This window comes from Stenotrophomonas sp. JAI102 (genome assembly GCF_013409105.1).
Classification (GTDB): Bacteria; Pseudomonadota; Gammaproteobacteria; order Xanthomonadales; family Xanthomonadaceae; genus Stenotrophomonas; species Stenotrophomonas maltophilia_AA.
Genome location: NZ_JACCCI010000006.1, coordinates 22409 through 36446 on the forward strand (window position 1 = coordinate 22409; position 14038 = coordinate 36446).

The window sequence follows — 14038 nt, forward strand, 5'->3', positions numbered from 1 at the left end:
CCCGCCCAGCCGGCTGAAAACGATTCCCATACACGGCAGCGGCTAGACTACTGCGCTGACTGTCAGAAGGACTGAATAGATGACGCTCCCCGCATTCAAGGCGTACGACATCCGCGGCCGGGTTCCGGATGAACTGAACGAAGATCTGGCCCGCCGTATCGGCGTGGCACTGGCCGCGCAGCTGTCGCCCGGCACCGTGGTCGTGGGCCACGATGTCCGCCTGACCAGCGGGGCCCTCCAGGACGCTCTGGCCGCCGGCCTGCGCGGCGCCGGCCGTGAAGTGCTCGATATCGGCCTGTGCGGGACTGAGGAAGTCTATTTCCAGGTCGATCACCTGAAGGCCGCCGGTGGCGTGATGGTCACCGCCAGCCATAATCCGATGGATTACAACGGCATGAAGCTGGTCAAGGAGCAGGCGCGTCCGATCAGCTCCGATACCGGCCTGTTCGCGATCTCCGATGCGGTCGAAGCCGACCAGGCGCCCGCCGCCGCGCCGACCGCCGGCCTGCAGTCGCATCCGGACAAGAGCGCCTACATCGCGCATCTGCTGAGCTACATCGAACCGAAGGCGCTCAAGCCGCTGAAGCTGGTGGTCAATGCCGGCAACGGCGGCGCCGGCACGATCGTGGATCTGCTCGCCCCGCACCTGCCACTGGAATTCATCCGCATCTGCCATGAGCCCGATGGCAGCTTCCCGAACGGCATCCCCAATCCGCTGCTGCCGGAGAACCGCGAGCTCACCGCGCAGGCCGTGCGCGAGCATGGCGCGGACTTCGGCATCGCCTGGGATGGCGACTTCGACCGCTGCTTCTTCTTCGACCACAACGGCCGCTTCATCGAGGGCTATTACCTGGTCGGCCTGCTCGCCCAGGCGATCCTGGCGCGCCAACCCGGCGGCAAGATCGTGCACGACCCGCGCCTGACCTGGAACACCGTGGAAATGGTCGAGGACGCCGGTGGCCTGCCGGTGCTGTGCAAGAGCGGTCACGCCTTCATCAAGGAAAAGATGCGCTCGGAAAATGCCGTCTACGGCGGCGAAATGAGTGCGCACCATTATTTCCGCGAGTTCGCCTACGCCGATTCCGGCATGATCCCGTGGCTGCTGATCGCCGCGCTGGTGTCCGAGTCCGGCCGCTCGCTGGCCGATCTGGTCGAAGCCCGCATGCAGAAGTTCCCGTGCAGCGGCGAGATCAACTTCAAGGTGGCCGATGCCAAGCGTTCCGTCGCACGCGTGATGGAGCACTACGCCGCGCAGGCACCCGCGCTGGACCACACCGACGGCATCAGTGCCGATTTCGGCGACTGGCGCTTCAACCTGCGCAGCTCCAACACCGAGCCGCTGCTGCGCCTGAATGTTGAAACCCGCGGCGATGCAGCACTGCTGCGCGCGCGCACCGATGAAATTTCGCAATTGCTCAAGGACGCCTGAGGCGAGTACCCCCACCATGCAGAACCTTCTTCCCGTCATCCTTTCCGGTGGCTCCGGCACCCGCCTGTGGCCGCTGTCGCGCGAGTCCTACCCCAAGCAGTTCCTGGCCCTGGCCGGCGAACAGACCATGCTGCAGGCGACCTGGCAGCGTGTGGCAGCGATCGCCGGCCGCGCGCCGCTGATCGTCGCCAACGAGGAGCACCGCTTCGTGGCCGCCGAGCAGCTGCAGCAGCTCGGCGTGGAGCCGCAGGCGATCCTGTTGGAGCCGGTCGGCCGCAACACCGCACCGGCGATCGCGGTGGCCGCACTCGAAGCGACCCGCGATGGCGATGACGCGCTGCTGCTGGTGCTGCCCTCGGACCATGTGATCGCCGATGAAGATGCCTTCCGCGCTGCGGTACTTCGCGCGGTTCCGGCTGCCGAGTCCGGCAAGCTGGTGACGTTCGGCATCGTGCCGACGGGCCCGGAAACCGGCTACGGCTACATCAAGGCAGCCTCCAACGGTGATGTCCGCGCCGTGGATCGGTTTGTCGAGAAGCCGGATGCTGAAACCGCGAGTGCCTACGTGCAGTCGGGGGAGTACTTCTGGAACAGCGGCATGTTCCTGTTCAAGGCGTCCCGTTTCCTGGCCGAGCTGGAGAAGTTCAATCCCGCCATGCTGGCCGGCAGCCGCACCGCCTGGCAGCAGGCGCGCCGCGACAACGATTTCACCCGCCTGGACAAGGAGGCCTTCGCCGCTGTGCCGTCGGATTCCATCGACTACGCAGTGATGGAAAAGACCGCCGACGCCGTGGTCGTGCCGCTGGATGCCGGCTGGAACGACGTGGGCTCGTGGACGGCGCTGCGTGACGTGTCCGAACAGGATGGCGATGGCAATGCGCACCACGGCGATGTGATCGCGATTGATTGCCGCAACACCTTCGCCTACGGCGAGCGCCTGATTGCGCTGGTCGGGCTGGATGACGTGATCGTGGTCGAGACCGACGACGCAGTCATGGTCGGCAAGAGTGACCGGATGCAGGAGATCAAGCAGGTGGTCGCCCGGATCAAGGCCGATGGCCGTCCCGAAGCGACCTGGCACCGCAAGGTGTACCGCCCTTGGGGCGCCTACGACTCGATCGACAACGGCGCCCGCTTCCAGGTCAAGCGCATCACGGTCAAGCCGGGCGCGACGCTGAGCCTGCAGATGCACCACCACCGCGCAGAGCACTGGATCGTGGTCAGCGGCACCGCCGAAGTGACCCGCGGCGAGGAAGTGCTGCTGCTCACCGAAAATCAGAGCACCTACATCCCACTGGGTGTGACCCATCGGTTGAAGAACCCGGGCAAGCTGCCGCTGGAGCTGATCGAAGTGCAGTCCGGCAGCTATCTGGGCGAGGACGATATCGTGCGGTTCGAGGACACGTACGGTCGTACCTGAGCATGCGGATAATCGAAAAAAACCCGGCCAAGGCCGGGTTTTTTCATTGCCGGTAGATCCACGCCATGCGTGGATAACCTGCCTGTGATCCTGCACCGCGTCAGCCACGCATGGCGTGGCTCTACGCCTCGGTCAGCATTCCGCGATGACCTGCTTCAGGCCGTCCTGCCAGCGCGGCAGGGTGAGGCCGAAATCCTTTTCCAGCTTCGCCACATCCAGGTGCGAATAGGCGGGGCGCTTGGCCGGCGTCGGGTACTCGGCACTGGTGATCGCCTCGACGCTCGGCGCACGGGGCAGTACGCCTGCTGCTACCGCCTCGGCAAAGATCGCTTCGGCGAAGCCGTGCCAGCTGGTTTCACCCTTGGCGGTCAGATGCCAGGTACCCGACAACCCACCGTCATGCTGCAGCGCCTGCGCGGTCACATCCGCAATCAACCGTGCCGGCGTCGGCGTTCCGACCTGGTCGGCGACCACGCGCAGCACATCACGATCAGCGCCCACCCGCAGCATGGTGCGCAGGAAATTGGCGCTGTGCGAGGCATACACCCACGCCGTACGGAAGATCAGGTGCCGCCCACCGGCCGCACGGATGGCGTCCTCACCGGCCAGCTTGCTGGTGCCATACACGCCCAGCGGCGCCGTCGCGTCATCCTCGCGATAGGGGCGCGTGCCCTGACCGTCGAAGACGTAGTCGGTGGAGTAATGCACCAGCGGGACGCCGGCCTGCGCGCACCAGCGTGCCAGCAGACCCGGCGCCTCGGCATTGGCACGGAAGGCGGCATCGCGGTCGTCCTCGGCGCGGTCGACCGCGGTATACGCGGCCGCGTTGACCACCACGGTAGGCTGCACACGGTCCAGCAGTGCCGCCAGCGAAGCAGGCTGATCGAAGTCGGCCACTTCGCACACGTTGCCATCGGGCAGTGCACCGATGCGTGTGGTCGCCACGATCCCGCCCAGCGGGGCCAGCGCACCTCGCAGTTCCTGACCGAGCTGGCCATTGGCACCCAGCAGCAGGATCGTCACGGCTGGTAGACCGGCAGGCGGTCCTCGGCGATGTCCTTCAGGAACGGCGCGGCTTCATCCTTGCCCGAGAGCGTTGGTGCGCTGATCGGCCAGTCGACGGCGATGTCGGCATCGTTCCAGCGGATGCCAGCATCGGCTTCCTTGACGTAGACATCCGTGCACAGATAGCTGAACAGTGCACGTTCGGAAAGCACGGCGAAACCATGCGCGAAGCCTTCCGGAATCCAGAACTGCTTCTTGTTCTCCGCACTCAGCACCACCGCAGCCCACTGGCCGAAGGTCGGCGAGCCTCGACGGATATCGACGGCCACGTCGTATACCTCGCCTTCCAGCACCGTCACCAGCTTTCCCTGGGGGCGCGGCCACTGGTAATGCAGGCCCCGCAGCACGCCCTTGGCCGAGGCGGACACATTGCTCTGCACGAATGCGCCCGGCAGGCCATGCTCGGCAAAACGATCCGCATTCCAGGTTTCGAAGAAGAAACCGCGATCGTCGCCAAAGACGGCCGGCTCGATCACCTTGCAGCCGGAGAGCGCGGTCTCGATCAGCTTCACGGCACCACGCCCCGCAATGCCAGCGAATGCAGGTACTGGCCGTAGCCGTTCTTGATCAACGGCGCCGCCAGCGCTTCCAGCTGTTCGGCGGTGATCCAGCCCTGGCCGAAAGCGATTTCTTCCGGGCAGCAGACCTGCAGGCCTTGGCGGGTCTGGATGGTCTCGATGAAGTTGGAGGCTTCCAGCAGCGACTGGTGCGTGCCCGTGTCCAGCCACGCATAGCCACGGCCCAGCGCTTCCAGATGCAGGTTGCCCTCGCGCAGGTAACGCTGGTTGAGATCGGTGATCTCCAGCTCGCCGCGCGGCGACGGCTTCAGCTCCGTGGCGTAATCGCTGGCGTTGCCATCGTAGAAGTACAGGCCGGTGACGGCATAGTTCGAACGCGGCTTCTCGGGCTTCTCGACCAGGTCGATGACCTTGCCGGCCTTGTCGAACTCGGCCACGCCGTAGCGCTCCGGATCATTGACCCAGTAGCCGAAGACGGTCGCGCCGGTGTCGCGCTGGTCGGCGTTGCGCAGCACTTCGCGCAGGCCGTGGCCGTGGAAGATGTTGTCGCCCAGCACCAGGCAGCTCGGCTTGCCGCCGATGAAATCCTTGCCGATCAGGTAGGCCTGCGCCAGCCCGTCCGGACTCGGCTGCACCGCGTACTCGATGTTCATGCCCCACTGCGAGCCGTCGCCCAGCAGGCTCTGGAACAGCGCCTGCTCGTGCGGCGTGTTGATGATCAGCACGTCGCGGATGCCGGCCAGCATCAATACGCTGAGCGGGTAATAGATCATCGGCTTGTCGTACACCGGCAGCAGCTGCTTGCTGACGCCCTTGGTGATCGGATACAGGCGGGTACCCGAGCCACCTGCGAGGATGATGCCCTTGCGTTGAGTCATGCGGTTGTCCTCTGTCTGGTGATCACCGCGCTCAGGCGGTGGTGCCGATGCGCTGCAGGCGGTAGCTGCCGTCGAGCACGCCGTTGACCCAGTCCTGGTTGTCCAGGTACCAGTCCACGGTGAAGCCGATGCCCTGTTCGAAGGTGTACTTCGGCTCCCAGCCGAGCTGGTCCTTGAGCTTGGAGGCATCGATCGCGTAGCGACGGTCATGGCCCGGGCGATCGGTCACGTAGGTGATCTGGCTGGCGCGCGGCTGGCCATCCTCACGCGGGCGACGCGCATCGAGCAGGGCGCAGATCGCCTGCACCACCTCGATGTTCTGCTTCTCCGAATTGCCGCCCACGTTGTACGTCTCGCCGACCTGGCCCTTGGCGAGCACGGTGCGGATCGCTTCGCAGTGGTCGCTCACGAACAGCCAGTCGCGCACCTGCTTGCCGTCGCCATAGACCGGCAGCGGATCGCCGGCCAGGGCCTTGGCGATCACCAGCGGGATCAGCTTCTCGGGGAAGTGATACGGGCCGTAGTTGTTGGAGCAGTTGGTGGTCAGCACCGGCAACCCGTAGGTGTGGTGGAACGCGCGCACCAGATGGTCCGAAGCGGCCTTGGACGCCGAGTACGGCGAGTTGGGCGCATACGGGGTGGTCTCGCTGAACTTGCCGGTCTCGCCGAGGGTGCCATAGACCTCATCGGTGGAGACGTGCAGGAAGCGGAACGCCTGGCCCTTGTCGGCCGGCAGTGCCTTCCAGTAATCGCGCACGGCCTCGAGCAGCGCCAGGGTGCCGACCACGTTGGTCTGGATGAACGCGCCGGGGCCGTCGATGGAGCGGTCCACGTGGCTTTCCGCGGCGAAGTTCAGCACGGCATCCGGCTGGTGTTCGGCCAGCAGGCGGGCGACGAGCGCCGGGTCGCCGATGTCGCCTTCGACGAACACGTGGTTCGGATTGCCGTCCAGTGAGGTCAGCGTCGTGAGGTTGCCCGCGTAGGTCAGCGCATCGAGATTGATGACGCGCACGCCTTTGGCGACCGCTTCGAGGACAAAGTTACCGCCAATGAATCCGGCTCCGCCGGTGACAAGCCATGTGGGCACTACCCGTTCTCCTGTTCGATGTGCGTGCAGGGGGCCTGGTGGCGCCCCGACTCAGCGCAACAGGATACATGGCGGCCGTCTTCACGACTGCCCGCCCAGCGTGAACGGCGGGGGTTTTACCTCAGTTTCATGCGGCACTGCAGCACAACCATACGCATTCGCATGGTGCCCCTGTGCCAGTTAGAATCGCGGTCCCACCCCCGAACCGGTTGCTGTGTACAGAACCGGACGTTCCCCCCGTTATTGAAGGATCCCGCACCAGATGAAAATCCTCGTCGCGTACAAGCGCGTGGTGGACTACAACGTCCGCATTCAGGTCAAGCCGGACGGTTCCGGCGTGGTCACCGACGGCGTCAAGCTGTCTCCCAACCCGTTCGATGAAATCGCCCTCGAAGAAGCGCTGCGCCTGCGTGACAAGGGCATCGCCACCGAGGTCGTGGTCGCCACGATCGCACCGGCCGATGCCCAGGCGCACCTGCGCAACGGCCTGGCCATGGGCGCCCACCGCGCGATCCATGTGGTGACCGACCAGGCCATCCAGCCGCTGACCGCCGCGCGCACCCTGCTCAAGCTGATCGAGAAGGAACAGCCGGACCTGGTCATCCTCGGCAAGCAGGCCATCGACGACGACGCCAACCAGACCGGCCAGATGCTGGCCACGCTGTGGGGCCGCCCGCAGGCGACCTTCGCCAGCAAACTGGACATTGCCGACGGCAAGGCCACGGTCACCCGTGAAGTCGATGCCGGCCTGGAAACGCTGGAAGTGGATCTGCCGGCCGTGGTCACCACCGACCTGCGCCTGAACGAGCCGCGCTTCATCAAGCTGCCGGACATCATGAAGGCCAAGGCCAAGCCGCTGGAGACCCTGCAGCTGGCCGACCTCGGCGTGGACGCCGCGGATACCTTCAAGACCACCCAGTACGCCGCGCCGGTCAAGCGCAGCAAGGGCGTGATGGTCAAGGACGCGGCCGAACTGGTCGCCGCACTCAAGCAGAAGGGGTTGCTGTAATGACCAAGATCCTCGTTGTCGCTGAACACCACGACGGCAAGCTCAACGCCGCCACCGCCAAGACCGTCAGCGCGGCCGCCGCGATCAGCGGCGCCAGCATCGACGTGCTGGTGCTGGCCGCCGATCCGGCCGCCGTGGCTGCCGAGGCCGCGCAGCTGGCCGGCGTGGCCAAGGTGCTGACCGTGACCAACGCCGCCAACGCGCAGGCGCTGGCCCAGGTGCTGGCCCCGCAGATCGCGCAGCTGGCCACCGGCTACACCCACGTCTTCGGCCCCTCGACCACCTTCGGCAAGGACCTGATGCCGTGCGTGGCCGCGCTGCTGGGGGTCAACCAGGTCTCCGACCTGATGACCGTGGAAGGCAGCCACAGCTTCAAGCGCCCGATCTACGCGGGCAACGCCATCATCACCGTCGAGGTGCCGGCCGACCAGATCGTGGTCGCCACCGTGCGTGCGGCGTCCTGGCCGGAAGCGGCCAAGGGCGGCAGCGCCAGCGTGGAAGCGGCCAGCGTCGATGCGGCCCTGCCGACCCACACCCGCTTCATCGGCCTGGCGGCCGGTGCGACCGACCGCCCGGACCTGCAGAGCGCCAAGCGTGTCGTTTCCGGCGGCCGTGGCGTGGGCTCGGAAGAGAACTTCAAGGTGATCTTCCAGCTCGCCGACAAGCTCGGTGCCGCGGTCGGTGCCTCGCGCGCCGCCGTGGACGCCGGCTATGTGCCGAGTGACCTGCAGGTCGGCCAGACCGGCAAGATCATCTCGCCGGAGCTGTACGTGGCCGTGGGCATCAGCGGCGCGATCCAGCACCTGACCGGCATCAAGGACGCCGGCACCATCGTCGCGATCAACAAGGATCCGGACTCCCCGATCTTCGAGATCGCCGATATCGGGCTGGTGGGGGATCTGTTCACCCTGCTGCCCGAGCTGGAAGCGGCGCTGTAAGTCAAGATGCGCACGAGCCAGGCGGTTACGACCGCCTGGCTTTTTTTTTGCGTGTCAGAGACAGACCACCGCATCACCCGATGGCAGGACCGCCGTGAATCCCGTCGCCGGCCACGTGGGAATGGTATCGCAAACCGCGATGTGCTCCGGCGTCGGCTCGACCGTGTTCAGCTCGTGGCCCGTGGTCATCCGCAGAACGCCCTGCTGCGCGCCGGTCAACGCGAAGGCGGTCATGTTGAGATCCATGTAGGCGGTCGGCAGCGTCGCAGGGTGCGCCCAACGCATGTTGCGGTTGACGATCGCGATACGGCTGCGGTCGTTGAATTCCGGATGCTGGTTGAGCGAGTGGTAGATCTCTGCTGCGAGCACCTTGTCGTAGCCGTTGAGCAGCATCTGGTCACTGTGGATGCGGTGGCCAATCGCGGTGGCGCCCAGTATCGAGAGGCCCACCGGAATCGCAATTGCCCACTCCTGCCAGCGCTGCCGGAACAGGTAGAACAGCCAATAGACTCCCATCCCCCAGATAACCACGATGCCCCCCAGCACACGCGGCACGGGCCACCATGCACTGCCGGCCGCGATCACGCCGATGCCTGCCAAAGGAATCAGCGCAGCCAGCAGCAGGCACACCAGCGACTGCCGTGGACGCCGGATGATCACACATACCACAAAGCTTGCCCAGCCCAGCGCGGCAGCCACCCACATCAGAACTGACGCCACTGGGGCATCTTCAACGATGTAAGGGCGCTTCCAAAGGAAATCAGAGAGCTTCACCAGCTCTTCGAAACGGGAACCGATCATGCTCAACGGCAACAACTGACTGCGGTTGGTTTCGCTCAATCCAAATCCGGCGATGACCAGTTTGTAGGCCACCATGTAAGCAGCAAGGCCGACCAGCGTCATCAACAGCGGGCTGAACAGCTCACGATAGCGACGCCACTCGAAAACGCGCGCCTCCCGGCTCTTTACCATCAATTGGATCGCACCGAACAGCAGCATCAGCGCGATGTAGTTCAGCAGCAGCTGGTACATAGAGAGGGCGAGGACGAGCAGGACGGCTCCCACCCACCACCGGCGTGGTTGACGCGCCACCATGAAAGTGGCGCCAATGCCCATCGCGGTTGCGAGCTGTGCAGTGAACGACGCCTCAGAGAAAGAAAGGATCTCAGCCGAATATGGGTGCAGCGTGATGAGCAGGCTGGTCAACACCAGACCGGCACGCGACACCTGGACTTCACGGTCAAACGCAGTGAAGACCAGTGGGACGCTCGCCGCGAAGCACAGCAGGCCAACGCCTTGCAGCAGAGTGCCAAACGTAAGCGCATTGAAGCCCAGGGACTCACCGGCCATGAAGACCATGTACTGGCCAAAACGGCCTTGGCCGAACAGCTGTGACATGGTGGGGAATCCACGCACATAGAAATACGAATCGATCGAAAGACCGTGCTGGACGACGAAGGGGAGACGGGCAAGCAGTGTAATGACGGTAACCGCGATGCAGACCTGGGCCAAACGCGTGGCCGGATCGGCGGTCCTGACCGTCGTCAAGGACTGGAAAGTATTCATATGTATCCTGGATTAACTCAAATCTACCAGCGCACAGGCGAGGTCAGATGCAGACAAGCACATCGCCAGACGAACGAACAGTCGCAAATCCGATGTCTGGCCAAGCGGGGAGGGATTCGCATGCCTTGATATCGGCAGGCAAGGCGGGAACTACATTCAAGGTGCGACCATTGGACAGCTGCAGCAGCCCCTTGATGGCTCGTTTGTCCGCAAATGCGGTCAGGTTCAGATCCATCCACGCCGTCGCCAGCGGCAGGGGGTGTGACCAACTCAGGCGGCGATTCACCACCACGACGGCCGTCTGGTCAGTGAAGCCATCGACATGGGTGAGCTCGGTATAGACACGCTGCGCCAACAACCGATCGAATGCGTTCAGTTGGATCTGGTCACTGTGCACACGATGCCCGACGGCGGAAAACGCAAGCAGCAATGCACCGCCAGCCGAGCAGATCAGCACGCGCCCGAGTCGGCCATCGGCCAGCCAGGCCAGCCAGTAAATCCCCATGGCCCACGCTGCCACCACGCCGCCCAGGATGCGCGGCGCCGGCCACCACACCGCGCCCACAGCCACGACGCCAATCGCGGCTACCGGCACCAGCAACATCGCCACGATCGGCAGCGCGGCATCGGCGCGCGGCCGCGCCAGCAATCGCACCACCAGGAACACCCAGCCCGTTAGCGCCATCACCCACAGCAGAGACTTGGCCGCCGGGCCGTAGGTGACCAAGAGCGGCCGGTTCCAGAGGAATCCTCCCAAGCCAGCCACCTCCTGCATCCGCCCGCCCACCTTGGCCAGCGGCAGAAATCCTGCGCGCCCGACTTCCTGGATACCCAGCGACATCACCAATGCCTTGTGCGCGATCAGATACACGACCAATGCGCCGGCCATCACCATCACCGTGTTGAGCAGCGGCCGGTACTCGGCCCACACGTGCCGCCGCACGTTCCCAACACGCAGATAGGTTTGCAGGAATCCAAACAGGATCATCAGGCCGACGAAATTGATCAGCAGTTGATACATCGACAGTGCAGCAATCAGCATGATGCCGGCCAGCCACCACCATCGCGGCCGCTTGGCCAGCAGAAATACCGCAAGAACACCCATTGAGGTGGCCAGCAGCGCAGTGAAGGAAGCCTCGGAGAACGTCAGTATCTCTGCCGAGAAGGGGTGCAGCGTGACCACCAGGGCGGCCAGGCACAGCGGAATCAAGCGATTCTGCTGCGCGGTGGAAAAGGCGGAGAACATCAATGGCATCGTAAAGGCGAACAGAGCCAACCCGACCCCCTGCAACAACGTTGCAAATGCCAAAGGATCCACGGCGAGCGCTTCCAGCAGCCTGAAGACCAGGAACTGGCCAAAGCGCCCCTGCCCCGCCAACTGCGCCAAGGTCGGCCACCCGTCCAGATAGGCATACGAATCCGTGGACATGCCCGGTGTCAGCACGAACGGCAAGCGCGCCAACACGGTAAGCGTGGCGACAACGATGCACGCCAGAAGCACCCGACGGCCGCCCGTTGCCGGGAGCAAGGTCGCCCGCAGTCCTATCGTGTGCGCAGCAGCAGCATTCATCGTGTAAACCTCTTGGTTTCTTGCAGCGATTCAGATCAGTAAGTGCTGGAGTTCTGCGGAGATAGCACCCAAACCAGATGACGGTCGATGATCAGCCATTGCGGGACCTCGGCGCGGGTCTCGATTTCCGCCTGGACCTTGGCGCACAACGTCTCTTCGCACTGCCGGGTGTAGAGGGAGAAGTCCTTGTACAGATAATTTCGAAGTGCACGATTGCTGTGAAGCCGCCCCATCAGTTTATTGGCGTGAACGTCCCCGAAGAGGATGACGTCGTCTACCCGTCCCGCATTCTCCGCCTGCGCGCGGGCGATCTCCACGCCAGTACGCTGCATCGCCGGGTAGACGTGGCGTGTATCGGCGTACGTGCCGGCCCATAAAGTCACGCCGGTGTACACCAGTGGCAAAGCAAGCAGCAGACCGATCACGATGGTCTTCCTTTCATGGGCGAGGAAGATCACAGGAATGCACAGCAGCAGCCACAGCCAGACCGTAGAGCGCAACGGCATGGAAAGGCCGGACACGACCGAAAGTGACGCGTCGATGCCCAGCAACAAGCCGCCGAACAGCACCAACGCGAGGCATTGCGGGGCGCGGACGCGAAAACGGAAGCAAAGCAGGTACGCCAGTGCTCCGCCAAGCAGCGCCGGCCACATGTCTTTCACGGCGGAAAACCAGCCGAGATAGCGCTCGATGTTTCCCAGCAATGTTCCGCCGTGCATCAATGGCGTGGCCTCACGCCACGCAGCAGGCCGGATCGAGAAGGTGCCGTGGAAGATGTAGTTCAGTGAAAATACCAGCAGTACCGCGCCGGCAAAACTGGCGACATACACGAAACCGCCGAGAACGACGCTGCGCCTATCGCCCATGCAGCGCGTGGCATACATCAGCAGGAACAGCGGCCCGAATGAGGGGTAGAAAAGAAATCCCGAGACGACTGAAATCGCCATGACCAACCGCCGCGGGCCATCCGACTGGACCCGGAGCATCGCCAAGCAGCCCAAGACGGTGACAACAACGCCAGTGACTTGGGTGACCGGCCACTGCATGGTCTCTGCGGTCATCGGCGAAAGAAAAAGCAACAGGGCGCCGAAAACGCCAGCCGATGGCGACACCACACGGCTTATCAGGACGCACATGAGTGAAAACGAGACAAGATACAGCCCGAACGCCGCCCTGATACCGAGGAGGTGACTGAACTGGGCCCAGATGACGTTGCCCCACCGCCCTTCCGAACCCGCCTTGCTCAGGGGCGTCTCGAAGCCTTGGTCGAATCCGGACAGAAGCCAATCGAAGTCATCGTGGGCGATGAATGGGGCGGTAAGCTGGCCCAAGCTGTACATGCCCAGCAGGATCAGGACGATGTAACAGATGTAGCTGCGATCCAGGCGATCGAGGGTGATCTCGCAAAAACGTTCAAGTCGATTCAAATTGATACCTCGTCCGTTTCTCATCGTGGCCTGATCTGGCCAGCGACCGGGGGCAGGGACACGCATCACGCGTCACAGATCCCCACCGTGCACGGCGCCAGGTTCGCGCATATACTACCTGACTGAGTGAATTTTCCTCCAGATTGAGACGGCCATGGCGACCCCCCCAGCGATTGACGACTCGGCGGACTTGATCGACCTTTCAATCGTCGTCCCGGCTTATCGCAGCGAGAAAACCCTGCCCGCACTGGTCGCCGCCATCGATGCCGCCATCGGCGGGCGCTATTCGCTGGAACTGATCCTGGTCAATGACCGCAGTCCGGACGGCTCCTGGAAGGTGGCCAGCGAACTGGCCCGTACGCATTCCTGGGTCCGGGCGCTGAACCTGCGCAAGAACGTCGGCCAGCACATGGCCATCTTCGCCGGCCTGCGCGAATGCCGTGGCCGGGTCATCGTCACCATGGACGATGACCTCCAGCATGCGCCCTCGGACATCCCCACCCTGGTGGAGGCGCTGGACGACGACAATGACGTCTGCTACGGCACCTTCCTGGGGCGCAAGCACGCCGCCTGGAAAATCCTCGGCAGCCGCTTCAATGACCGGGTGGCGACCTGGCTGCTGGAAAAGCCCAAGGGTCTTTACCTGTCGCCGTTCAAGGCGATGAAACGTGGCGTGCGCAACGAAGTGGTCCAATTCCGCGGTCCTGCGATCTACCTGGACGGCCTGATCCTGTCGGCCACCGCGCGCATCACCACCCGCACGGTCGGCCACCACGCGCGGGAGGACGGCACCTCGGGATACAGCCTGAAGAAGTCCATCTCGCTTTGGCTGAAGATGGCGACCAGTTTCTCAGTGGCCCCGTTGCGGATGGCATCGCTGACCGGCATGGCCATCTCGGCGGCGGGCTTCGTGTTCGCCGCGATCATCGTGATCCACAAGCTGCTGGATCCCGGCGTTGCGGTAGGCTGGTCCTCGTTGATCGTCGCCATCCTGATCATGGGAGGCGTGCAGCTGCTGGCGCTCGGTGTCATCGGCGAGTATGTCGGCCGGATCCTGCTCAACTTCACTACGCCAACGCAGTACGCCATCGCCGAGCGCGTGGACTCGACGGTGGACACCGCGCCGTGAAC

At 64.1% G+C, this 14038-nt stretch carries 12 protein-coding genes; 5 read left to right on the forward strand and 7 right to left on the reverse strand.

What is annotated here, in order from left to right; genetic code table 11:
- Positions 1–79: 79 nt before the first annotated feature.
- Both HDC96_RS17940 and HDC96_RS17945 read left to right on the forward strand, forming a co-directional pair.
- Positions 80–1429: a phosphomannomutase gene (locus HDC96_RS17940; protein ID WP_176991040.1), complete on the forward strand. Its 1350-nt coding sequence runs from the start codon at positions 80–82 to the stop codon at positions 1427–1429.
- 16 nt (positions 1430–1445) lie between these two features.
- Positions 1446–2849 carry a mannose-1-phosphate guanylyltransferase/mannose-6-phosphate isomerase gene (locus tag HDC96_RS17945; protein ID WP_179461132.1) on the forward strand — a complete coding sequence of 468 codons (1404 nt, stop codon included), beginning with the start codon at positions 1446–1448 and terminating at the stop codon, positions 2847–2849.
- A gap of 132 nt (positions 2850–2981) precedes the next feature.
- On the opposite strand, the gene rfbD is transcribed toward HDC96_RS17945, so the two are convergent.
- The 4 genes from rfbD to rfbB are packed head-to-tail and all read right to left on the reverse strand — an operon-like array spanning position 2982 to position 6397.
- Positions 2982–3872: a dTDP-4-dehydrorhamnose reductase gene (gene rfbD, locus HDC96_RS17950; protein ID WP_179461133.1), complete on the reverse strand. Its 891-nt coding sequence runs from the start codon at positions 3870–3872 to the stop codon at positions 2982–2984.
- Entirely contained in the window at positions 3869–4426 is a 558-nt protein-coding gene (rfbC, locus tag HDC96_RS17955) for a dTDP-4-dehydrorhamnose 3,5-epimerase (RefSeq protein WP_179461134.1), read from the reverse strand. The genes rfbD and rfbC overlap by 4 nt, the downstream gene beginning before the upstream one ends.
- A complete protein-coding gene (rfbA, locus tag HDC96_RS17960) occupies positions 4423–5310 on the reverse strand; it encodes a glucose-1-phosphate thymidylyltransferase RfbA (RefSeq protein WP_179461135.1) in 888 nt (295 codons plus the stop codon). The genes rfbC and rfbA overlap by 4 nt, the downstream gene beginning before the upstream one ends.
- Positions 5311–5341: 31 nt before the next feature.
- A complete protein-coding gene (gene rfbB / locus HDC96_RS17965; protein ID WP_179461136.1) occupies positions 5342–6397 on the reverse strand; it encodes a dTDP-glucose 4,6-dehydratase in 1056 nt (351 codons plus the stop codon).
- 262 nt (positions 6398–6659) lie between these two features.
- Between rfbB and HDC96_RS17970 the strand changes: the two genes are divergently transcribed.
- The gene (locus HDC96_RS17970) at positions 6660–7406 is read left to right on the forward strand and encodes an electron transfer flavoprotein subunit beta/FixA family protein (protein ID WP_179461137.1); all 747 of its coding nucleotides are present in this window, start codon (positions 6660–6662) and stop codon (positions 7404–7406) included.
- Positions 7406–8344 (forward strand): electron transfer flavoprotein subunit alpha/FixB family protein, encoded by a 939-nt coding sequence (locus tag HDC96_RS17975; protein ID WP_176990682.1) that lies wholly within the window; start codon positions 7406–7408, stop codon positions 8342–8344. The genes HDC96_RS17970 and HDC96_RS17975 overlap by 1 nt, the downstream gene beginning before the upstream one ends.
- 54 nt (positions 8345–8398) lie before the next feature.
- On the opposite strand, the gene HDC96_RS17980 is transcribed toward HDC96_RS17975, so the two are convergent.
- From HDC96_RS17980 to HDC96_RS17990, 3 genes are read right to left on the reverse strand one after another with little or no spacing between them, the layout of a single operon-like run.
- Positions 8399–9910: a glucosyltransferase domain-containing protein gene (locus HDC96_RS17980; protein WP_179461138.1), complete on the reverse strand. Its 1512-nt coding sequence runs from the start codon at positions 9908–9910 to the stop codon at positions 8399–8401.
- Positions 9911–9953: 43 nt separating this feature from the next.
- Complete coding sequence (locus HDC96_RS17985) at positions 9954–11480, reverse strand: glucosyltransferase domain-containing protein (protein ID WP_179461139.1); 1527 nt, start codon at positions 11478–11480, stop codon at positions 9954–9956.
- 35 nt (positions 11481–11515) lie between these two features.
- Entirely contained in the window at positions 11516–12907 is a 1392-nt protein-coding gene (locus HDC96_RS17990; protein WP_179461140.1) for a hypothetical protein, read from the reverse strand.
- A gap of 154 nt (positions 12908–13061) precedes the next feature.
- On the opposite strand from HDC96_RS17990, the gene HDC96_RS17995 reads away from it, so the two are divergent.
- Positions 13062–14036: a glycosyltransferase family 2 protein gene (locus HDC96_RS17995; protein WP_218842347.1), complete on the forward strand. Its 975-nt coding sequence runs from the start codon at positions 13062–13064 to the stop codon at positions 14034–14036.
- Positions 14037–14038: the final 2 nt, after the last annotated feature.